This is a genomic window from Pseudactinotalea sp. (genome assembly GCF_048594945.1).
In the GTDB taxonomy this organism is placed as follows: domain Bacteria; phylum Actinomycetota; class Actinomycetes; order Actinomycetales; family Beutenbergiaceae; genus Pseudactinotalea.
Window position 1 is genome coordinate 1 of record NZ_JBMDXJ010000390.1, and the last position, 19111, is coordinate 19111.

Sequence of the window (19111 nt, forward strand, 5' to 3'; positions counted from 1 at the left end):
TTCGTCGCCGCCGGCGCTCGCGAGGCCCTCCTCGCCGAGCGGCGTACCAGCTTCGCCGACCGCTTCCTCGATCCCCTGCTCGCCGAGGCACGCGCGATCGGCCTCGCACCCACCGACGTCGCCGACCTCATCCGCGAACGCACCACCACCCCACCAGACCAAGGGACCAGATCATGACAGCAGTCATCGAGGTCGACCACCTCACCAAGCGGTACCGCGAGACGCTCGCGCTCGACGACGTCAGCGTGAACTTCGCCGAGAACACCATCACCGGCCTGCTCGGCCGCAACGGTGCCGGCAAGACCACGCTGATGTCGATCATCACCGCTCAGAACTTCGCCACCAGCGGCACCGTGAAGGTCTTCGGCAGCCAGCCCTACGAGAACGCCGGCGTGCTCTCGCGCATGTGCTTCGTGCGTGAGAGCCAGCAGTATCAGGACGAGTCCAAGCCGCACCACGCGTTCGCGGCAGCCCGGATGTTCTTCGCGAACTGGGATCAGCCGCTCGCCGAGTCGCTCATCGAGGAGTTCCGGCTTCCGATGAACCGGACGATCAAGAAACTCTCCCGGGGCCAGCTCTCGGCGGTCGGTGTGATCATCGGCATCGCTTCCCGGGCCGACATCACCTTCTTCGACGAGCCCTATCTCGGGCTCGACGCCGTGGCACGCCAAGTCTTCTACGACCGGCTGCTCGCCGACTACGCCGAGCACCCCCGGACCATCGTGCTGTCCAGCCACCTGATCGACGAGATCGCGCACCTCATCGAGGACGTCGTGGTCATCGACGACGGCCGCATCATCGTCGACACCGACGCCGAGAGCCTGCGCGGACGGGCCACCACGATCACCGGCGCACGATCCGCCGTCGAGGCGTTCACAGCCGGGCGCGAGGTGATCCACACCGACAGCCTCGGTCAGACGCTCGCCGCCACCGTGCTCGGCCCACTGAGCAAGAGCGACAGGCAGTCGCTCCGCCAGGCCGGCCTCGACACCGAGCCGGTGTCGCTGCAACAGCTCGTGGTGCGCATGACTCAGCACGCCCACCTCACCACGAACGGAGCAGCACGATGAGCCGTATCCTCGACGTCGTCCGCATGCACCTGCTCGTCAGGCTCACCTTCGTGACCCTGCCGCTGATCATCCTCGGTGGCGCCTTCGCGGTGACACTGACGATCTTCGCGTTGATCCCGAGCGATGGGATCAAGGTCGCCGGCGCCGGGCAGGCCCCGCTCTGGTACTTCCTGTCGGTGGGTGTGATGGCCCAGACGCGGACCTTCCCGTTCTCGCAGGCGATGAGCATCACCCGGCGGGAGTTCTTCCTCGGCACCATGCTGACCGGATTGCTGGCCAGTGCCACGCTCGCCGCTGTATTCGTGGTGCTGGGACTGATCGAGCGCGCCACCGGCGGATGGGGCATGAACGGCTGGATCTACTTCCTCGACGACTTCGGTGGCGGCAATGTCGCAGTCGCGTTCCTGGCCTATCTCGTCATCGCGATGCTGGCCTTCACCACCGGTCTGGCATTCGCCACGATCTACAAGCGCTTCCGCGTGCTCGGGCTGTGGGCCGCGATCGCGGCGGTCGTGATCGCACTGCTGGCCGCGGTGTTCGTCATCACGAGGACCGAGTCATGGCCCGCCGTCGGGGAGTTCCTCGGCGGCGCCGGACCGCTCACCCTCGCCGGACTCGGCGCGGTGCTCATCGCCGTCGTCGGGGTCTCGAACTACTTCGTGCTCCGCCGTACCCAGCCGTAGTTCCCACCACCGAACGCGCGGTTGCTGCCGCTCTCAGCTTCAGAGCGACAGCAACCGCGCGTTCAACGTGTGGGAGGGGCACCTACCGCGCGTTCGGCGGTGGACTTACAGGTCGGCGCCCTCGAGCAGCTCGGTCACGAGCGCGGCCACCGGCGAGCGCTCGGAGCGGGTGAGCGTGACGTGAGCAAACAACGGGTGACCCTTGAGGGCCTCGATGACCGCGGCGACGCCGTCGTGCCGGCCCACTGGCAGGTTGTCCCGCTGCGCGACGTCGTGCGTGAGCACCACACGCGAGTCCTGCCCGATCCGCGAGAGGACCGTGAGCAGCACGTTGCGCTCGAGCGACTGCGCCTCGTCCACGATCACGAACGCGTCGTGCAACGAGCGGCCCCGGATGTGCGTGAGCGGCAGCACCTCGAGCATGTTGCGGTCCATGACCTCCTCGACGACCTCGCGGGAGACCACGGCGCTCAGCGTGTCGAAGACGGCCTGCGCCCACGGGTTCATCTTCTCGGCCTCGGACCCGGGCAGGTAGCCGAGATCCTGGCCGCCGACCGCGTAGAGCGGACGGAACACCATGATCTTGCGGTGCTCGTTCCGCTCCAGCACGGCCTCCAAGCCGGCGCAGAGGGCGAGAGCGGACTTCCCCGTCCCGGCTCGCCCTCCCAGCGACACGATGCCGATCTCGTTGTCCAGCAGCAGGTCGATCGCGATCCGCTGCTCGGCGCTGCGGCCGTGCATCCCGAAGATGTCCCGATCGCCGCGCACGAGCTGCACCTGCTTGTCCGCGGTGACGCGGCCGAGTGCCGAGCCTCGCGGCGAGTGCAGCACGAGCCCCGTGTGGCACGGGAGGTCGCGCAGCGCGTCGGCTGCCGCGATGTCGACGATCGGGAGCCGCTCGTCGCTCCACAGCTGCGCCATCTCGTGCTCGGCGATCTCCGCCTCCGCCATCCCCTGCCAGCCGGAGTCGATCGCGAGCTGCGCCCGGTACTCCTCTGCCGGGAGCCCGACCGCCGATGCCTTCACCCGCATCGGGAGGTCCTTGCTCACCACGGTCACGGCGTGCCCCTCGGCGCGGAGGTTCGCCGCCACCGAGAGAATCCGGGTGTCGTTGTCGCCCAGCCGCAGACCCGAGGGGAGCACGCTCGGGTCGGAGTGGTTGAGCTCCACCCGGACCGTGCCACCGTTGACCCCCACCGGGACCGGGCGATCGAGGTGGCCGTGCTGCTGACGCATGTCGTCGAGCGACCGCAGCGCGCTGCGCGCGAAGTACCCGAGCTCCGGGTGGTGCCGCTTTGCCTCGAGCTCGGTGACCACGACCACGGGCAAGACCACGTCGTGCTCGGCGAACCGCATCAGTGCTTTGGGGTCAGAGAGCAGGACCGAGGTGTCGAGCACGAACGTGCGCCGTCCGTCAGGCGCATCCTCCGCACCTGACGTTCCCGTGATCGGGAGCTGTGACGTCTCGGACGCAACTGCAGGGTGCGGAGTGTTCAAGGACTGCTCCTATCCAGGTCGGCGGTCGCCGACACCGGCGAGCGCCGCAGGTGAGGCGGGTGGCAGCCCGTGGCCAGCTCGAGTGCTGTGCCCCGCATGTGAGCGATGCTCCACGCTGCCTCCCGACGAGTGACGTGTTGTCTCCCGATGCCCATCACGCTACGACTCCGAGCACGCCGAACCGCGCAGCGGCACGCCCGGAGATGAAGAGTTCACCTGGCCGCAACCTCCGCCCCTTCCGCTTTCAACGCTCTTCCGCCCCCACGGCACTCTCAACGCTCTTCCGGCGGTGACGTTTCGTCAGTGAAATCGGGGTTCGGGGGTCAGCGGCCGAGGCGGCGCTCCCTGGCGGCGTAGTCGCGTAGGGCACGGATGAAGTCGACCTTGCGGAAGGCGGGCCAGTAGGCCTCGCAGAAGTAGAACTCCGAGTGCACGCTCTGCCACAGCAGGAAGCCGCCGATGCGCTGCTCGCCGGAGGTGCGGATCACGAGATCGGGGTCGGGTTGACCGCGGGTGTAGAGGTGCTCGGCGATGTGCTCCACCGTGATCGCGTCGGCGAGGTCCTCGAGCGAGACGCCCGCCTTGGCCTGCTCCTTGAGCAGGGACCGGACCGCGCCCGCGATCTCATCACGGCCGCCGTAGCCGATCGCGCAGTTGACGTGCACGCCCTCGACATCGGCGGTGGCCGCCTCGGCCGCGTGCAACCGCGTCACGATCGACTCGGGCAGCAGGTCGAGCTCCCCCACCACCCGCAGGCGCCAGCGACGCGTCGCCGCGAGCGTCTCCACAGCCTCGGCGATGATCTCCAGCAGCTGGCTGACCTGCTCCGGCTCGCGCCGCAGGTTGTCGGTCGAGAGCAGCCACAGCGTGACGAGGTCGATCCCGACCTCCTCGCACCAGGTGAGCAAGTCGGCGATCTTGTCGGCGCCGGCGCGGTGCCCGGCCGAGGTCTCGAGCCCCACGGAGCGGGCCCAGCGGCGATTGCCGTCGAGCATCAATCCCACGTGGCCCGGGAGGTTCCCGTTCAGACCCGCGATGATCTGACGCTCGTACAAGCCGTAGATGAAGCTGACCGGACTCTTCACGGCGCCCCTCTCACGTCCCTACGGCCACCGGCGCCCAAACTATCGCGCGTGGAGGCAATCGCCACTTACGTCTGCGTAAGTTACGCTTGCGTAGGTTCAACCGAGCCGTCACCCGACCTGGAGCACCCCATGGCCCGCAGCCACCCCGAACCCCACGGCGGGAGTCCGGCCACCTCCGAGGTGACCGAGACCCTGCGCGAGGTGGGCACGAACGTGCGGGACGCCGTCGGGAACGTCGCCGACACGATCAAGCCGCGCCTGCGTGGCTGGATTCACGCCGGGCTCGCGCCGCTCGCGCTCGCGTACGGCATCGTGCTCGTCGCGCTGACACCTGCCGGTGCCCCGCGGCTGAGCGTGGCGGTGTTCGCGGTCACGACCGTGCTGCTGTTCGGCACCAGCGCCGTGTACCACCGCGGCACGTGGAGCGGCCGCGTGGCCGCGGTGCTGCGGCGGCTCGACCACTCGAACATCTTCCTCGTGATCGCCGGCACCTACACCCCGCTGGCCACGCTGCTGCTCCCTGCAAGCACCGCGCGTCTGCTGCTGATCATCGTGTGGGCGGGGGCGATCGCGGGCATCCTCATGCGGGTGCTGTGGCTCGGCGCGCCGCGCTGGCTGTACGTGCCGATCTACGTGGCCCTCGGCTGGGTGGCGGTGTGGTTCCTGCCCGCGTTCGGGCGTACCGGCGGCCCAGGCATCATGTGGCTGGTGATCGCCGGCGGGCTCGCATACACGCTCGGGGCGCTCGTGTACGGACTCAAGCGACCGAACCCGGCTCCGCGCTGGTTCGGGTTCCACGAGATCTTCCACGTCGGAACGATGATCGGCTACGTCTGTCACGGCATCGCCGTCGGGATCGCCGCCCTCTCGCTGCGCTGACCCTCCAGTGGTGTGGCACCACTAGGCTCTCGGCCCATGGGCAAGAAGAAGAAGTCGAAGAAGACTGCCGGCTGGACCGGGGATGTGGCCGACCTGCTCAGGGTTGGCCCGGACTTTGACCTTGCCTCCTTCGACCGCGGCGGCACACCGGGCTGGGACGGCGACAAGACATCGGCTGCGGCCTTCATGCGCAAGCGCGGCGACGAGCTCTCGGATCTGCAGGAACGCCTGTTCGCGGATGGCAAGTCCGACGGAACCCACTCGGTGCTGTTGCTCCTGCAGGGCATCGACACCGCCGGCAAGGGCGGCATCGTGCGCCACGTGATCGGGATGGTCGACCCGCAGGGCGTCGCGTTGGCCTCGTTCGGGGTGCCGACCGCCGAGGAAGCCTCGCACCACCACCTCTGGCGGATCCGCAAGCAGCTGCCGCCGCCCGGCAAGATCGGCGTTTTCGACCGCTCGCACTACGAACAGGTGCTCGTGGTCAAGGTCGACGAGCTCGAGCCGCCTGACGTCAACGCCACCCGCTACGACGAACTGGTCGACTTCGACCACGAGATCGTCAGCGGCGGCACCACGCTCATCAAGGTCGCGATGATGGTCTCGCACGCCGAGCAGGGCGAGCGGCTGAAGGAGCGTCTGGAGCGCCCCGACAAGTGGTGGAAGTACAACCCCGGCGACATCGACGTCCGTGAACGGTGGGACGACTACCAGGCCGCGTACAGCGAGATGCTCACGCGTACCTCCACGGAGGAGGCGCCCTGGTACGTGATCCCCGCCGACCGCAAGTGGTACGCCCGGCTCGCGGTCACCGAGCTGCTCTACGGCGCCCTCACCGACCTCGACCTGGCATGGCCCGAGGCGGACTTCGACCCGAAGGTCGAGCTCGAGCGGCTCGCCGAGACCTCGCGCGCCTGATCCCCCGCCCCGAGCAGCTCTCGGCGTCAGGTCGGGGGCGGGGGCGCCGGGGCGACGGCGTAGCGGCGGTGGCGTAGCGACGGCACCGTGGTCCGGGTCTCGTCCAGGCGAGCCCTGGACAGGTCAGCGATCAACAGCTCGGGCTCGTCGTCGGCGGTCGCCAGCACCTCGCCCAACGGGCCGATCGCTGCGCTGTGGCCACTGCGTCCCTCACCGTTCTGGCTGGCCAGCAGCAGGTAGCTGGTGTTCTCGAGCGCACGAGCGCGGGCGAGCACCTCGAGCTGATCGACCTTGCCGGTGCCGGCCGCCCAGGCTGCCCCGACCGCGAACACCTCCGCACCCGCGTCGACCAACCGGCGGAAGGTCTCGGGGAAGCGCAGGTCGTAGCAGGTGGCCAGGCCCACCTGCCAGCCGGCGACGTCGACGACCACGGGCTCCTGGTGCGGATCTCCCGCATCGAGGACCTCGGATTCCCGCACGCCGAACGCGTCGAAGAGGTGAACCTTGGTGTAAGCGCCGCGCCGGCGGCCGTCCGCGCCGAGCGCGATCGCGACGTTCCGGAGCCGCTCACCTTCCGGTTCCAGCGTGCCGACCACGATCGACACCTCGTGCGCCACCGCGGCCGCAGCGAGCGCGTCGGCGAACTCGGCGTGGCCGTCACCGAGCGCCGGCCGCAGCCGCGGCGCCCAGGCCAGCGCATACTCGGGCAGCAGCACCAACTGGGCGCCTGCGGCTGCAGCCTGCTCCACCAGCCGCACCGCGGTCGCGGTGCTGGCCTCGGGGTCGTCGGTCGCGGCATACTGCCCGACGGCGACGCGCAGGTCGGTCATGGCTGCGTTCGCCCCGATTCGCCCGGCTCGCCCGCGATGTCGGTGAGGGGCCCTTCCGAGGCCGCTTCGCCGCCGTCGGAATTGTCTGACTTTTCGGAGGCAGCGCTCTCGGCGGCACGCCGGTCGGCCTCGTCGGCCTCTTCCTGCGCGGCCCGCGTGTCCACGCGGCGCAGGTGCCGGCTCATGCTGAGCACCAGCAGCACCACGATGACCGCGAGCGCAAAGAAGGTGAGGAACCCTTCGAGCCCCGGGGTGACGGTGACGTCATCGGGAATCTGCTGGTCGGCGACGATCATTGGGCGTCCCGCACCCCGGCGAACAAATCGGTCTCAGGGATCTGGGTCTCAACCCTGCTCCGCGCGAGCTCGAACTCCTCGACCGACCACACAGCCCGCTCAAGGTCGCGCGGAACGGCGAAGAAGAAGCCGTCAGGGTCGATCTGGGTCGCGTGTGCCAGCAGTGCACGATCTCGCTGATCGAAGTAGTCGGAGCACTCGATGCGCGTGGTCACCTCACGCTCGGCATCGGCATCGCTCCACCGCTCGAGCCACGGCTCGAACGGCGACGGCTCCCGGCGAGCCAGCAGCGCCTCGTGCACCGCACGCACGCGGGAGCGTGAGAAGCCGTGGTCGTAGTACAGCTTGAGCGGCTCCCACGCGGGCCCGGCGTTGGGGAACCTGGCGGCGTCGCCCGCGGCGTCGAAGGCGGCGACCGACACCTTGTGGCACATGATGTGGTCGGGGTGCGGGTACCCGCCCTCCTCGTTGTACGTGGTCATCACGTGCGGCCGGAACTCCCGCACCACGCGCACGAGCGCCTCGGCGGCCTGCTCCAGCGGCTCCAGCGCGAAGCATCCCGGAGGCAGGTCCGGCAGCGGGTCGCCCTCGGGGAGCCCGGAGTCGACGTAACCCAGCCAGCGCTGCTGCACACCGAGCGCAGCAGCGGCCGCGGCCATCTCGCGGCGCCGCAGGCCGGGCAGGTCACGCTTGACCTCGGGATCATCGGCGAGCTTCGGGTTCAGCACGTCACCGCGCTCACCGCCTGTGCACGTGACGACGAGGACCTCTACCCCCTCGGCCGCGTAGCGCGCCATCGTTGCGGCACCCTTGCTGGACTCGTCATCCGGGTGCGCGTGCACAGCCATCAAGCGCAGCGTGGGCTCAGCCACGGAACCTCCGTCGTCGAAGCAGGTGCCAGACTGGTACGCAGCCGGAGCTGGACCGGTCCCTTTCGTCTTCTCCAAGGATGACACGTGATGCCACCCTCACCCGCCGCCGAGTCGACAGGTGAACGCCTGCGGCCAGCCGGACGCTACGGCGAGGCACCCGCGCGCACGCGCCGGCGGATGCCGGTCGTCGCGATCGTCGTCGCCGTGATCGCCGCCGTCGGGCTGGGCTGGGTCTCCTGGGGCATGCTCCAGCCGCGGGCCGAGGGTGAGGTCGGCGCCTTCACCGCCGGCGACGACAGCCACGTGGAGCTGGTCCTGGAGGTCACCAGGCCGATCGGCAGGACCGCCGTGTGCACGCTCGAGGCGGTCGGCAGCGGCTTCGGCCAGGTCGGCATCCTCGATGTCGAGGTCGAGCCCGCCGAGACCCAAGTGAGCCGAGTCCACCTGACGATGGCGACCAGCGAGCCCGCCACGATCGCGATGGTGCGCTCCTGCCGGCTGCTCTGACGCGCCGCGTCAGGACCCGTAGGTGCTCTCCAGCCAGCTCCACCAGGCCCCGGCTTCGAGCACCGGTCCGCCCATGTCGGTCACGGCCTCCGGCAGGCTGTCGCCGTTCAGCAACGCGTAGTCGGCTGCCTCGTAGACGTTGACCCCGAGCGAGGCCGCGTAGGCGTACATCGAGCCGCTGAGCATGTAGGCACAGTGGACCGTCTCCACGGGAGTGAAGTCCTCCTGCGTGGGGAACTCGCCTCCGAAGGGGTTCTCGTCCATGCACATGCGCACCATGCGACCCACGTAGGTGCCAGCACGGGCGAACTCGCCCTCACCGGTGAACAGGCCCTCGTTGTAGACCGCCCACCCCTCCATGACCGGTGAACCCGGCCAGGACTGCTGGGGCACGTTCGTGGTGTGCATGGCGTGGACGAACTCGTGGACGATCGTGTCCAGCGTGTCCTCCGGACCGTAGAGCAGCCCGTTCGGGCCGATCGTCAGCACGCCACCGGCGTTGGTGCTCGGGCCGCCGACGGCGATCGCCGCCGCCACCTCGGTGCCCGGGTACGGCCGCCGCTGCGGGAACATCGTGCCGGCGCGGTCGGCCACCCACCCCTCGGTCTCGCCGATGAACCAGTCGTTGAACCGCCCTGCGTCCTCGGTGACGAAGGTGGTGAAGCGCTGCGCGTTCGCCACGCCGGTCTCACGTTCGAAGGTCTCGATGACCCAGGCAGCGCCGGTGTCCCCCAGAGGCGCGATCCGATCGATCAGCTCGCTCTCGTCGGCGTAGCCGGCCATCACCGAGTTCTCGCTGACCACTGCGTAGAGCGGCTGCAGGTCCCAGGGCGCAGCCGTGCCGACGACCTCCCAGTCGGTGATGACGCCGCTCTCGCCATCGTCGGTGACCCGGATCGTGGCGCTGTAGATGTTGCTGGGCGCGTACGCCAGCCCGCTGTCGGGGTGATCGCTGTTCTCGGGGATCGTGGGCGAGCCTGCGGTGACGCCACCGAGCGTGACGCGAAGGGTGATCGTGTCGTCGTTGTAGCTGTCGAGCTGGCCGGGAGCGACCGAGATCGCGCCCATCGACCACTCGAGCTCCTCCATGTTGTCCCACCACAGGTTCAGCTGGGACGCAGCGTCTCCGTCCACGAATCGGAAGAAGGCGCCGCGATCGCGCCCGAGCAGAGCTGCGTTCATGCCGGCGATCATGTGCGCACCGGTGAACGTGCCGGAGGAGGCCGTGTTGGGTTCGCCGTAGCCATCGTCGGGCGGCTGCGTCTGGGAGTCCGGGTCGGTCGGATCACCGGTCGGGTTCCGGTCCAGGACCGCGGGGAGCGTGAACACCGTCACGACCGCGACCACCAGCACCGCGACGAGCACCCACATCCACGCCGGCAGACCCCGCTGAGGGGGCCTCGAGGGTGGCGGGAACTGCGCCGTGGGGTACTGCGGCATCTCGCCGTACTGGTACCCGTACTGACCGGTGGCGGGCTGCGGCACGTACTGGTGCTGCTGCCAGGCCTGGTGCTGGCCGCCCTGCTGCTGAGGCTGCTGCCACTGCGGGCCGCCCTGCCACTGCGGCGCAGCGGGCTGCTGCCACTGCGGGTCGGGCTGCTGCTGCCCCTGGACCGGCGCCTGCTGCGGCGGCTCGTGCGGAGGAGTAGCCGTCATCGCTGTGCGCGCCCCTTCCCTGCGTCCGTATCGGACCGGTCTGTCCTACGCCGTGTGCCGCCCGGGAGGGCCGCGTGCAGCCGCAGACTATCGCTTTCGGCGCGCCATTCGTCCGGAAGACCCCAGCATTGCTAAACTGTCGCATTCACCCGCTTGGCGAGAGCCTGAGCGCTTGGTCCGACGTCATGGTCGGATCGGCGCGGAGCTGATTGCCGGCGGGTGTCGCCATAGGTCCGCAAGCCGTGTGGACCGGGCCACGAAGCAAGCAAGGAGTCCCCGCGTGTCCGAGACGACGACGACCTGGCTCACCCAGGAGAGCTACGACCGGCTGAAGGCTGAGTACGACCACCTGACCGCCGTGGGGCGCGCCGAGATCGCGGACAAGATCGAGGCGGCCCGCGAGGAGGGCGACCTCAAGGAGAACGGCGGCTACCACGCCGCCCGCGAGGAGCAGGCGAAGCAGGAGGCCCGCATCCGCCAGCTCGACGACCTGCTGCGGAGCGCGCAGGTGGGCGAGGCGCCGGCCGACGACGGCATCGTGGAGCCCGGCATGGTCGTGGACGCGACCGTGGGCGGCGAGAAGATGACATTCCTGCTCGGCTCCCGCGAGGTTGCCGGCGACACCGACCTCGACGTCTACTCGGCCAACTCTCCGCTGGGCACCGCGATCCTCGGCAAGAAGGCGGGCGACACGGTGGAGTACGCCGCGCCGTCGGGTGCGAAGGTCAAGGTGAAGATCACGAAGGCCACGCCCTTCCACGGCTGAGGCGACCGGCCTCTCGACGCCCGGTGCCCCTCGCGGGCGCCGGGCGTCCGTCGTCCTGCCTCAACCCGGCACCACGTGGTAGCCGGCGGCGTGCAGGCTCTCGACCACGGCGGCACAGTGGTCCGCGCCTCGGGTCTCGATCTCCACAGCGATGTCGACCTCGTCGACGGCGAGGGTCGCGTCGGTCCGCACGTGCCCGACGTTGAGCACGTTGGCGCTCTGCGTCGCGAGATCAGCGAGCAGCCGAGCCAGATGACCGGGAGTGTCCTTGGTGCGGACCTTGACCTGCAGGTAGCGCCCGGCAGCGACCAGCCCGTGCTGCAGCACGCGCATCAGCACCAGCGGGTCGACGTTCCCGCCGGAGAGCACGATCACGACCGGCCCCTCCCACCCACCGGGGTGGTTGAGCAGCGCCGCGACACCGGCTGCCCCCGACGGCTCGACCACCAGTTTCGCCCGCTCGGTCAGCAGCAGCAGCGCACGGGAGAGCTCCTCCTCGCTCACCGTCTCCACGTGGTCCGCCTCGCGGGCGACGATCGCCAGCGGGACCTCGCCGGGGCAGCCGATCGCGATGCCATCAGCCATCGTCTGCATCTGGCCGAGCGCGACCGGGTGTCCCTGGAGGAGCGACTCCGGATAGGCTGCGGCACCCTCGGCCTGGACGCCGACCACCTTCACGTGATCGCCCAGCGCCCCGTGGAGGGCGGTCGCGACGCCGGCCAGCAGACCGCCGCCTCCGGTCGGGACGATCACGGTCCGCACGTCCGGCACCTGCTCGGCGATCTCCAGCCCGAGCGTCGCCTGACCGGTCACGATGTCGAGGTGATCGAACGGGTGGATCACGGTGCGCCCGGTTCGCTCCGCCTCGGCGCGGGCCTCGACGAGCGCCTCGTCGACCGTGGTGCCGTGCATCCGCACGTTCGCGCCAGACCCCTTGGTCGCGGCGATCTTCGGCAGCGCCGCACCGACGGGCATGTAGACCACCGCGTCGATCCCGAGCGCTGCCGCCGCCAGCGCCACGCCCTGGGCGTGGTTGCCCGCGCTGGCGGCCACGACCCCGCGCGCCTGCTCATCGGGGCTCAGCCGGGACATGCGCAGGTAGGCGCCCCGGATCTTGAACGATCCGCCCCGCTGAAGGTTCTCGCACTTGAGCACCACTCGGGTACCGGCGAGCCGCGACAGCGCTGCGGTCTCCTCGACCGGGGTACGGGAGACGACGCCGGCCAGGGCCGCCGCAGCCTCGCGCACGCTGTCGAGCGTCAGGTCTCCTGCCACCGTTTCGTCAGCTCCTCGAACTCGTCCTTGAGTCGGTCGGGTATGGGGTCCTTGCCGTTGAGGTACTTGACGGCGGTGTTCGCGACGGCGATGAGCGGCACCGCGAACAGCGCCCCGACGATCCCGCCGACCAGGGTGCCGGTGGCCACAGCGAGGAGCACCGCCACCGGGTGCAGCTTGAGCGCGGCACTCATCAGGAGCGGCTGCAACAGGTTGCCCTCGACCTGCTGGACCACGAGCACGGCCACGAGCATGAGCACCGCGGTGAGCACACCGCCGTCGACCAGGGCCACGGCCACGGCCACGGTCCCGGTCACCAGGGCACCGATGATCGGGATGAACGCACCGACGAAGACCAGGATCCCCAGTGGGATCGGGAGCGGGACGCCGAGCGCCCAGGCGGCGAGTCCGATGCCGATGCCGTCCACGAACGCGACCAGGATCTGGGTGCGGGCGTAGGAGCCGAGGCTGATCCACGAACGCAACCCTGCGCCGTCGACCCGGGTCCGTGCCGTGCGTGGGAACAGGCCCACGACCCACGACCAGATCCGGCGACCCTCGAGCAGGAAGAAGAAGAGGCAGAAGAGCGCGATGAGAGCGCCGGCCGCGATGTGTCCGGCCGAGGAGGTGATCGAGAGCGCGCCACTGATGATGGTGTCGGCGTTCGCGCTGAGCTGCCCCTGGACCTGGTCGACCCACTCGGTGAGGGTCTCCTGGTCGAGGTTGAGCGGACCGGCGCTCAGCCACTCGAGCGCATCCTCGAAGCCTGCGATCGCGCGGTCGCGCAGCGCCGGGAAGCCGTCGACGATCGAGCTGCCGGCGAGCGTCACCAGACCACCGACCACGGCCACCACCCCGACCAGCGTGGTGAGGACGGCCAGCACGCGGGGGAAGCGCCAGCGCGCGTGCAGCCAGGCGACCGCGGGCATCAGCAGCGAGGCGAGCAGGGTGGCCACCAGCACCGGCACCACGACCGTCTTCAGCCACACCACGCCCGCCGCCAGGACAGCGGCACCGATGAAGATCAGCAGGCCGCGCCACGACCATTCCGAGGCGGCGCGCACAGCATCGGGGACGGCGGAACGTGGCGGGTCGTCGCGCACCACCGAGTCCGCCGGTCGGGTGGTCAGCGGTGAGGTGTCCCGCACCACGACCACCTCGCGTGAACGCCTCCTGGTCAGCCAACCCATGCACGGCACTCTAAGTCACGCCGGCGCTGTGTCCGCGGCGGGAACAGGTGCAGCACGGCTCGCGTTGTGCCAGGTGGCGCCGCACCCGGCGGCGAGGAGGAGGATGACGCAGCGATGTTCGGCCGCACGACCAGCATGGTGACCCGCGAGCAGGCGCTCCCCGGCCACCCCGAGCGTCCCTTCTCGGTGCCGACCACCCACGAGGTGCTCGGCAGCGCTCTGGAGGGGCCGTGGCCCGAAGGCAGCCGCGTGCTGTACGTGGCGATGGGCTGCTTCTGGGGCGCCGAGCGCATCTTCTGGCGCCTCCCCGGCGTGGTGAGCACCGCCGTCGGGTACATGGGTGGTTACTCCCCGAATCCGACCTACGAGGAGACGTGCACGGGCCGCACCGGCCACACCGAGGCGGTGCAGGTCGTCTACGACCCGGCGGTGACCGACGTGGAGCACCTGCTCAAGGCGTTCTGGGAGAACCACGACCCCACCACACCGAACCGCCAGGGCAACGACATCGGCACCCAGTACCGCAGCGCGATCTACTGGACCTCACCCGAGGACGAGACCGTGGTGCGGGCGAGCCGGGAGGCGTTCAACGCCGTCGTGCACGAGCACGGCTTCGGCGACATCACCACCGAGCTTCGGTCCGCGGACGAGGCCGGCCCGTTCTACTACGCCGAGGACTACCACCAGCAGTACCTGCACAAGAATCCCGGCGGCTACTGCAACCACGGGCCCAACGGGTGTCAGATGCCTGCCCTTTCGGCTGAGCAGCTGGCAGGCTGGGCTGTGCCGCAGGTGAACGCGATCAAGCTGGACTAGCCTCGCCGACCATGTGCGTGCGCGGCACGCAAGCCTTCACTGCGCCGAAGGCAGCGCGTGGCGCAGAAGGTTCGGCAGCGCGCGGTTGTGGTTGCGCGCAGCAGGCGGCTGTCGAGGAGCCCCCATAAACACGACCTGCACGTTGAGCGAAGAGAGCATCCCTGGCGATTCGACGGAGCGCGCGAGCACTTCGAGCGCAAGGCGCACCCCATCGAGATCCTCGCCCTCGAACACGAGGGCCGAGGTCTCCACGTAGTCCCAACCGCACTGGCAGAGCGCGTTGAGGAGCCGGGTGTACTCGTTGGGCTGCTGGCCCGTGTAGTCGAGTGTCAGGGTTGCTAAGTAGGGCATCCCAAGAGAATGCCAGCCGGAGCCAATGTTAGTGCCCAAGATCACATTGACGGCGTGTCGCTGCCGGAGTAGAACGCGCGCGTGGGTCACTCTGGACGAGGCGCGTTCAAGGAGGCTCGCCCCTCCGGTGCGCAACCGCCCGCCGCGAGGTCTGTCGATAGCGGCGACGCGCTGGGGTGAGGTCCGGTGCTGGCAGCGGTGCAGATCCGGGGAAGGTTCGGGCACAGCGCAGGCGGTTGGGGAGGGAGGTACCGCCCCGGTGGCAAACAAGAAGCAGACGAGCAGCAAGGTCGCACAGAAGGCCAGCAGCATCCTGCGTGATGGCCGGACGAGCGCGAAGAGCAAGTCGGTCGCAGCGTCCGCGCTGTCGCAGACGAAGAAGAAGGGCAAGTGAGACTGCGGAGCCCGGCCGACCCACCCGGTCGGGCTCTACGCTCCGGACATGGACGAAGAGTGGGCTCTGGAACAGCTCGGTAAGTGGCTGACACTCCACGAGCGCGTGCCGCTCCCGGCAGGGCAGGTGCGCCACAACCGCAAAACGCGACCTCGCGGCTCCGTCGAGGAACGGTCTGCGATTAACAACGTCGCATGGGAGATCAGCCGGGTGCTCTATGTGGAGCCGTTCCGATCAAGAAACTACATAGGCGAAGACGAAATCCGCCGTATGATGTGGGAGATCACGGACGGCGTCGAGGTGAGGTCGCGCCTTGGCCAGCAGACGCTAGCACCGCGCATAGCGGCCGACTCCATGCACCCATGGGTGTGGCACGCCGCCGAGCCGCATTGGACGAGCGGGAACCACGGAGCGGCGATCTGGGCGGCGGCAATCAACCTCAACTCCCGCATCCAGCAGAAGGTAGGCCGGAAGGACGTCGGCGAGGGCAAGCTGCTGCAAGAGGTCTTCAGTGTTGAAGACCCGAAGCCCGGGAAGCCCCGGCTGCGGCGTGTCGGCGCAGAGAACCTTGACCTGTTCAACGACATGCACGTTGGGCCAATGAACTTCGGCAAGGGGCTCTTCGCGGCGGTGCGGAACCCGCTCAATCACGTCACGGCAGACGAGCACCAGATGGGCGAAGCGGAATCGCTTGAGGCCTTGGCTGCGCTGAGCCTGCTTGCCCGCTGGGTAGACGAGGCCGAAGTGGTTGAGAGCGCATGAGAGACCGCGGGGGCTAGACCATTGAGAAGGCCGTCTAGTCTCAGCCTATGGATGTTGTCGCGCTGGTCGGGGTGCTACTGAGTTTCGCGGCTGCCGGCCTCGCAGCATGGCAGGCGCGGCAGGCGCGGCAAAGCGCATGGCAGGTGGCGTCGCTGAACCATCAGATCGCCGCCTTGGATCGGGAGACTGATCAGTTCCGCGACGACCTGCGGAACGCCTTCACCGCTCTTGGCGCGCTGCGCACCGAGGGCGATATGGTCGCGCTCGTCGCGTCACTGTCGCTGCTGCAATCCAGTCCCCGTGCGACAGCGGGCGTTGTGAAGGCGGGCGAGGAGCTTGTGGCAGCAATGTCTGGCGCGTTTGCGTCTCCGCCAAAGTCGACGTCGAAGTCAGCAACAGTGAGCCTGCAGGCGGAAGCTCGCAAAGTCTTCAAGTCAATTGCCGAAGAGAAGGCAAGGCTCGTGACGGCGCGAGATCTCCAGCGGCGCTGGCCGTGGAGCCGGAGCACCGGCAACGGGTAGGGGAGTCGGGATCTCGGCGATCCGCTCGTGCGGCCCACAGCGCCGTCAGTGGGCCGTGTGGCGTCGACGGCCCCCCACCCATGACGGCCCATCACACATGACAGCGGCCCACCACCCCCGGCGAGAGGGTGATGGGCCGCTGCGGTTGTCAGTCGTCGTCGGTGAGGTAGAGCGCCATCAACGCTGCCTCGTCCTCCGCCCACTGACGCATGGCCTCGTCCGGCCAGCTGTCGGCGTCGTCAGCCGGTGCGGTGCTGCACCGGGGCGCCAGGGTGGCGACCATCGGGCATCACGCGGCCAGGTCCAGCCGCACGATGCCGTGCGCCTTGAGCACGTCGAGGTTGAAGCGCCCCTCGACGCGGGCCACCAGCTGGTTCCGGGTGAAGGTGTCACCGGGGGTGCCCCAGTCCACCTTGACGCCGTTGCCGTCGGTGCTGACCATGACGCTGCCGCCACCGACCACGTAGCCGTCGCCGGCGGCCAGCCCGGGCACGACCACGAACGTGGTGCCCCACGCCTTCGATGCGGCCGGGTCGATGGCCCCGCCCAGGTCGAACGCGCCCGACGCGTTGCGCGTGGTCTGCAGGGCCAGCGCGTCCGCCGCCGACAGCGCGATGAACGACGGCGCGACGCCGATGTTGGACAGCTTCGCCAGCCCTGCCGCGATGGTGGTCACCCGGTCGGTGGCGAACGCCTGCGTCTGGATGCCCGACACGTTGGCCAGTCCGGTGAAGTTGTCACCGGTGCCGTTGCCGACCAGCACCTGCTGCTCCAGCTCGGTCTGGATCGCGTCGCCCAGCTCAGCCGCGACCCAGGTGCGCAGGTTGCTGACGTCCTCCAGGGTGTACTTGTCCACCGGCTCGGACAGGACCGCGACCACGCGCAGGCGGTCCTGGTCCTTGCGCAGCCCGAGGCGCTTCGTGGGCTTCGTCGCGCCGGGTGCCACCACACCGGCGCCGCCGGAGTCGGCCACGACGATCTGCCGCAGCACGTCGTAGACGGCGGCCGGGCGGATCGCCGCCGGCAGCACGTCGATCAGGCGCGGGGGCGTCTCCAGCGCGACCGCACCCGGGATCGGGTCGGTGTTGACCAGTGGGATGGGGACGATGGTCTCCCCGGCGGGCACCAGCGCCTTCTGCAGCGGGTTGGCCGTACCGGAGTACGCCTTCATCCCGGCGACGGCGGCGTCGGTCAGGTGGCCGAAGTCGAGCCGGCCCTCCTTGACGTCACCCTGGCCGTGCCGCTCGCCGGCACCCATCTGGAAGGCGCCCATGAGCTCGTCGGACTTGATGCGGGCGTCCAGGTCGGTGATCTGGTCGCGGTAGCCCTTCAGCTGGCCGGTCTCGGCGGTGGTGAACTCACGGCCTGCCGCCTTCACGCTGGCGATCAGGTCCTGCGCCGCCTTGAGAGCGGCAGCGCGCTGCTGCTTGAGGTTCATGATGGAACCCCTTCTGCCCCGGCCAGTGCCGGGAGCGTAGATGTGTGAACGCCGGGCGCTAGAACGCGCCTCGGTCATCTGCTCTCCGGCGGACGGGTTGACCCTCTGGCTCCTCAGACTTGGCCCCGTGGGGCTCCTCGTCCTTGGCCTCGGTATGACCGCTGGCCGCAACCCCTACGATCGCCCGCCGCCGCCTTGGCCCCCGGAAAGGAAGGAACAGGGGCGGTGCGCGGCGGCGGGCCTGATCGCAGAAATCACCTGAAGGTTACCTCGAACATGCGTTCTACGGGTGCGCGCGCCACGCCGCCGGGTCCCACTGCTGGGCGGCCTCTGGCGCGCACCAGACAACGGACCCATCCGGCTGCTCGACCGGCACCGTGTGGTCGTCTGGCGGCTCGGCAGGATCGTCCTGGGACGTCCGCGCGGGCGGCTGCGGCACCCAGGGCAGCCTCACGACCGCTCCAGAGCGTCCTGGGCGAGCCCGTCGCGGTACTGGTCGGCCCAGTCCGGGTCCAGCTGCTGCGCGTTCGCGATCACCGCGTACGCCAGCTCCTGCAGCAGCAGCGCCACCCCGCCGGGCTCGGCGGCAGCGTCGCGCAACGCGGTCACAGCAGCCAGCTGGTCGCCGTCGTTCACGGCCAGCACCAGCCGCACCGTGCGGCGGCGAGCGTCGTGCAGGGCATCGTCGTTGTCGGTCATGGCTTCCTCTCCTTCTTCGGTGTCGTTGCCCGCACCGCGCGGCGGCGCTGGCGTTCCATCTCCACGGCGTGCAGGGATGGGTAGAACCCCCGCTCTCCGCACCAGTCGGCCATGCCGCTCGCCTTCGCCCCGTCCGGGAACAGGACGTGGTCGGGCACCTCGGCCAGCAGCTGCGCGGTGCGCGGTCCGGTGTCGGTCACGGGGTCACGCTCGCCAGGTGCCGCTCCTGCTCGGTCCTGCGAGCCTGCTGCAGACGGCCCGTCCGCTCGGGCTGCTTCGGCTTGCGCCCGGTGGCCCGCGCCATCGGGGTCATCAGCAGCTCGCGCAGCCCGGCCACGAAGTGCGGCGTCAGGTACATCACCTTCGCGTGCTCGCCGGCGCTGATCAGTCCCAGGTCCAGCTGATCCTGAGCGCGGTCCAGCGTCCGGGCGATCTGCCGCACCGCGTGCACCATGGCCGCGTCGACGGCGGTCAGGCCAGCGGTCGGCAGCGCAGCATCGAGTGACGCCTCGTAGGTGTCGTGGGTCAGGTCGGCGGTGGTCTTGGTGGTGGTCAGGTCATGTCCTCGCGGTGGTCTGTGGATGCGGGGGTCACCCCATGGATGCG

The 19111-nt window shown here is 69.5% G+C and carries 25 protein-coding genes; 10 read left to right on the forward strand and 15 right to left on the reverse strand.

The window, feature by feature from the left end:
* The first annotated feature begins 173 nt into the window (after positions 1–173).
* Both ACOJSN_RS17590 and ACOJSN_RS17595 read left to right on the forward strand, forming a co-directional pair.
* Positions 174–1070: an ATP-binding cassette domain-containing protein gene (locus ACOJSN_RS17590; RefSeq protein WP_420113789.1), complete on the forward strand. Its 897-nt coding sequence runs from the start codon at positions 174–176 to the stop codon at positions 1068–1070.
* The gene (locus tag ACOJSN_RS17595; protein ID WP_420113790.1) at positions 1067–1753 is read left to right on the forward strand and encodes a hypothetical protein; all 687 of its coding nucleotides are present in this window, start codon (positions 1067–1069) and stop codon (positions 1751–1753) included. Before ACOJSN_RS17590 ends, ACOJSN_RS17595 begins: the two co-directional genes overlap by 4 nt.
* A 105-nt stretch (positions 1754–1858) precedes the next feature.
* On the opposite strand, the gene ACOJSN_RS17600 is transcribed toward ACOJSN_RS17595, so the two are convergent.
* On the reverse strand, positions 1859–3202 hold the full coding sequence (locus ACOJSN_RS17600; RefSeq protein WP_420113812.1) for a PhoH family protein: 1344 nt from the start codon (positions 3200–3202) through the stop codon (positions 1859–1861).
* A gap of 371 nt (positions 3203–3573) precedes the next feature.
* The gene (locus ACOJSN_RS17605; RefSeq protein ID WP_420113791.1) at positions 3574–4335 is read right to left on the reverse strand and encodes an isoprenyl transferase; all 762 of its coding nucleotides are present in this window, start codon (positions 4333–4335) and stop codon (positions 3574–3576) included.
* Between the two features lie 129 nt (positions 4336–4464).
* On the opposite strand from ACOJSN_RS17605, the gene trhA reads away from it, so the two are divergent.
* Both trhA and ACOJSN_RS17615 read left to right on the forward strand, forming a co-directional pair.
* Positions 4465–5214 (forward strand): PAQR family membrane homeostasis protein TrhA, encoded by a 750-nt coding sequence (gene trhA, locus ACOJSN_RS17610; RefSeq protein WP_420113792.1) that lies wholly within the window; start codon positions 4465–4467, stop codon positions 5212–5214.
* Between the two features lie 36 nt (positions 5215–5250).
* Entirely contained in the window at positions 5251–6132 is an 882-nt protein-coding gene (locus tag ACOJSN_RS17615; protein WP_420113793.1) for a PPK2 family polyphosphate kinase, read from the forward strand.
* Positions 6133–6158: 26 nt separating this feature from the next.
* On the opposite strand, the gene ACOJSN_RS17620 is transcribed toward ACOJSN_RS17615, so the two are convergent.
* From ACOJSN_RS17620 to mca, 3 genes are read right to left on the reverse strand one after another with little or no spacing between them, the layout of a single operon-like run.
* A complete protein-coding gene (locus tag ACOJSN_RS17620) occupies positions 6159–6962 on the reverse strand; it encodes a nitrilase-related carbon-nitrogen hydrolase (protein WP_420113794.1) in 804 nt (267 codons plus the stop codon).
* Positions 6959–7258: a hypothetical protein gene (locus ACOJSN_RS17625; RefSeq protein ID WP_420113795.1), complete on the reverse strand. Its 300-nt coding sequence runs from the start codon at positions 7256–7258 to the stop codon at positions 6959–6961. The genes ACOJSN_RS17620 and ACOJSN_RS17625 overlap by 4 nt, the downstream gene beginning before the upstream one ends.
* Complete coding sequence (mca, locus tag ACOJSN_RS17630) at positions 7255–8106, reverse strand: mycothiol conjugate amidase Mca (RefSeq protein ID WP_420113813.1); 852 nt, start codon at positions 8104–8106, stop codon at positions 7255–7257. Before mca ends, ACOJSN_RS17625 begins: the two co-directional genes overlap by 4 nt.
* Positions 8107–8217: 111 nt before the next feature.
* Between mca and ACOJSN_RS17635 the strand changes: the two genes are divergently transcribed.
* Positions 8218–8637 (forward strand): DUF4307 domain-containing protein, encoded by a 420-nt coding sequence (locus ACOJSN_RS17635; protein ID WP_420113796.1) that lies wholly within the window; start codon positions 8218–8220, stop codon positions 8635–8637.
* Positions 8638–8646: 9 nt separating this feature from the next.
* Here ACOJSN_RS17635 and ACOJSN_RS17640 read toward each other — a convergent pair whose 3' ends face one another.
* Positions 8647–10293: a hypothetical protein gene (locus tag ACOJSN_RS17640; protein ID WP_420113797.1), complete on the reverse strand. Its 1647-nt coding sequence runs from the start codon at positions 10291–10293 to the stop codon at positions 8647–8649.
* A gap of 280 nt (positions 10294–10573) precedes the next feature.
* Between ACOJSN_RS17640 and greA the strand changes: the two genes are divergently transcribed.
* Positions 10574–11059, forward strand: a complete 486-nt coding sequence (gene greA, locus ACOJSN_RS17645; RefSeq protein ID WP_420113798.1) for a transcription elongation factor GreA — start codon at positions 10574–10576, stop codon at positions 11057–11059.
* A 60-nt stretch (positions 11060–11119) separates the two neighbouring features.
* Here the strand turns inward: greA and ilvA are convergent, their stop codons facing one another.
* Both ilvA and ACOJSN_RS17655 read right to left on the reverse strand, forming a co-directional pair.
* Positions 11120–12334 (reverse strand): threonine ammonia-lyase, encoded by a 1215-nt coding sequence (gene ilvA / locus ACOJSN_RS17650; protein WP_420113799.1) that lies wholly within the window; start codon positions 12332–12334, stop codon positions 11120–11122.
* Positions 12319–13524: an AI-2E family transporter gene (locus ACOJSN_RS17655; RefSeq protein WP_420113800.1), complete on the reverse strand. Its 1206-nt coding sequence runs from the start codon at positions 13522–13524 to the stop codon at positions 12319–12321. The genes ilvA and ACOJSN_RS17655 overlap by 16 nt, the downstream gene beginning before the upstream one ends.
* 114 nt (positions 13525–13638) lie before the next feature.
* On the opposite strand from ACOJSN_RS17655, the gene msrA reads away from it, so the two are divergent.
* Positions 13639–14340 carry a peptide-methionine (S)-S-oxide reductase MsrA gene (gene msrA, locus ACOJSN_RS17660; protein ID WP_420113801.1) on the forward strand — a complete coding sequence of 234 codons (702 nt, stop codon included), beginning with the start codon at positions 13639–13641 and terminating at the stop codon, positions 14338–14340.
* A gap of 36 nt (positions 14341–14376) precedes the next feature.
* Here the strand turns inward: msrA and ACOJSN_RS17665 are convergent, their stop codons facing one another.
* The gene (locus ACOJSN_RS17665) at positions 14377–14691 is read right to left on the reverse strand and encodes a hypothetical protein (RefSeq protein WP_420113802.1); all 315 of its coding nucleotides are present in this window, start codon (positions 14689–14691) and stop codon (positions 14377–14379) included.
* A gap of 259 nt (positions 14692–14950) precedes the next feature.
* Here ACOJSN_RS17665 and ACOJSN_RS17670 point away from each other — a divergent pair, with 259 nt between their 5' ends.
* The 3 genes from ACOJSN_RS17670 to ACOJSN_RS17680 are packed head-to-tail and all read left to right on the forward strand — an operon-like array spanning position 14951 to position 16368.
* Positions 14951–15085: a hypothetical protein gene (locus tag ACOJSN_RS17670; RefSeq protein WP_420113803.1), complete on the forward strand. Its 135-nt coding sequence runs from the start codon at positions 14951–14953 to the stop codon at positions 15083–15085.
* Positions 15086–15133: 48 nt separating this feature from the next.
* A complete protein-coding gene (locus tag ACOJSN_RS17675; protein ID WP_420113804.1) occupies positions 15134–15847 on the forward strand; it encodes a TIGR02391 family protein in 714 nt (237 codons plus the stop codon).
* Positions 15848–15894: 47 nt separating this feature from the next.
* Positions 15895–16368: a hypothetical protein gene (locus ACOJSN_RS17680; protein ID WP_420113805.1), complete on the forward strand. Its 474-nt coding sequence runs from the start codon at positions 15895–15897 to the stop codon at positions 16366–16368.
* Between the two features lie 148 nt (positions 16369–16516).
* Here ACOJSN_RS17680 and ACOJSN_RS17685 read toward each other — a convergent pair whose 3' ends face one another.
* The 6 genes from ACOJSN_RS17685 to ACOJSN_RS17710 all read right to left on the reverse strand — a co-directional run.
* Positions 16517–16651 (reverse strand): hypothetical protein, encoded by a 135-nt coding sequence (locus tag ACOJSN_RS17685; protein WP_420113806.1) that lies wholly within the window; start codon positions 16649–16651, stop codon positions 16517–16519.
* 6 nt (positions 16652–16657) lie between these two features.
* Complete coding sequence (locus ACOJSN_RS17690; protein WP_420113807.1) at positions 16658–17806, reverse strand: phage major capsid protein; 1149 nt, start codon at positions 17804–17806, stop codon at positions 16658–16660.
* A 283-nt stretch (positions 17807–18089) separates the two neighbouring features.
* On the reverse strand, positions 18090–18260 hold the full coding sequence (locus ACOJSN_RS17695) for a hypothetical protein (RefSeq protein WP_420113808.1): 171 nt from the start codon (positions 18258–18260) through the stop codon (positions 18090–18092).
* The gene (locus ACOJSN_RS17700; RefSeq protein WP_420113809.1) at positions 18257–18505 is read right to left on the reverse strand and encodes a hypothetical protein; all 249 of its coding nucleotides are present in this window, start codon (positions 18503–18505) and stop codon (positions 18257–18259) included. Before ACOJSN_RS17700 ends, ACOJSN_RS17695 begins: the two co-directional genes overlap by 4 nt.
* Positions 18502–18705: a hypothetical protein gene (locus ACOJSN_RS17705; RefSeq protein WP_420113810.1), complete on the reverse strand. Its 204-nt coding sequence runs from the start codon at positions 18703–18705 to the stop codon at positions 18502–18504. The genes ACOJSN_RS17700 and ACOJSN_RS17705 overlap by 4 nt, the downstream gene beginning before the upstream one ends.
* Positions 18702–19111, reverse strand: a 410-nt coding sequence (locus ACOJSN_RS17710; protein WP_420113811.1) for a terminase small subunit, incomplete at its 5' end; no start/stop codon positions are given. The genes ACOJSN_RS17710 and ACOJSN_RS17705, both read right to left, overlap by 4 nt.

Excerpts from the sequence above, each read along its gene's own strand:
- ACOJSN_RS17680 (WP_420113805.1), top strand. The coding sequence starts at position 15,895 with ATGGATGTTGTCGCGCTGGTCGGGGTGCTACTGAGTTTCGCGGCTGCC.
- ACOJSN_RS17625 (WP_420113795.1), bottom strand. The coding sequence starts at position 7,258 with ATGATCGTCGCCGACCAGCAGATTCCCGATGACGTCACCGTCACCCCG.
- ACOJSN_RS17685 (WP_420113806.1), bottom strand. The coding sequence starts at position 16,651 with ATGGTCGCCACCCTGGCGCCCCGGTGCAGCACCGCACCGGCTGACGAC.
- ACOJSN_RS17700 (WP_420113809.1), bottom strand. The coding sequence starts at position 18,505 with ATGACCGACAACGACGATGCCCTGCACGACGCTCGCCGCCGCACGGTG.
- ACOJSN_RS17595 (WP_420113790.1), top strand. The coding sequence starts at position 1,067 with ATGAGCCGTATCCTCGACGTCGTCCGCATGCACCTGCTCGTCAGGCTC.
- ACOJSN_RS17690 (WP_420113807.1), bottom strand. The coding sequence starts at position 17,806 with ATGAACCTCAAGCAGCAGCGCGCTGCCGCTCTCAAGGCGGCGCAGGAC.
- mca (WP_420113813.1), bottom strand. The coding sequence starts at position 8,106 with ATGGCTGTGCACGCGCACCCGGATGACGAGTCCAGCAAGGGTGCCGCA.
- ACOJSN_RS17615 (WP_420113793.1), top strand. The coding sequence starts at position 5,251 with ATGGGCAAGAAGAAGAAGTCGAAGAAGACTGCCGGCTGGACCGGGGAT.
- msrA (WP_420113801.1), top strand. The coding sequence starts at position 13,639 with ATGTTCGGCCGCACGACCAGCATGGTGACCCGCGAGCAGGCGCTCCCC.
- ACOJSN_RS17640 (WP_420113797.1), bottom strand. The coding sequence starts at position 10,293 with ATGACGGCTACTCCTCCGCACGAGCCGCCGCAGCAGGCGCCGGTCCAG.
- ACOJSN_RS17620 (WP_420113794.1), bottom strand. The coding sequence starts at position 6,962 with ATGACCGACCTGCGCGTCGCCGTCGGGCAGTATGCCGCGACCGACGAC.
- ACOJSN_RS17665 (WP_420113802.1), bottom strand. The coding sequence starts at position 14,691 with ATGCCCTACTTAGCAACCCTGACACTCGACTACACGGGCCAGCAGCCC.
- ACOJSN_RS17590 (WP_420113789.1), top strand. The coding sequence starts at position 174 with ATGACAGCAGTCATCGAGGTCGACCACCTCACCAAGCGGTACCGCGAG.
- trhA (WP_420113792.1), top strand. The coding sequence starts at position 4,465 with ATGGCCCGCAGCCACCCCGAACCCCACGGCGGGAGTCCGGCCACCTCC.
- ACOJSN_RS17675 (WP_420113804.1), top strand. The coding sequence starts at position 15,134 with ATGGACGAAGAGTGGGCTCTGGAACAGCTCGGTAAGTGGCTGACACTC.
- ACOJSN_RS17635 (WP_420113796.1), top strand. The coding sequence starts at position 8,218 with ATGCCACCCTCACCCGCCGCCGAGTCGACAGGTGAACGCCTGCGGCCA.
- ACOJSN_RS17655 (WP_420113800.1), bottom strand. The coding sequence starts at position 13,524 with ATGGGTTGGCTGACCAGGAGGCGTTCACGCGAGGTGGTCGTGGTGCGG.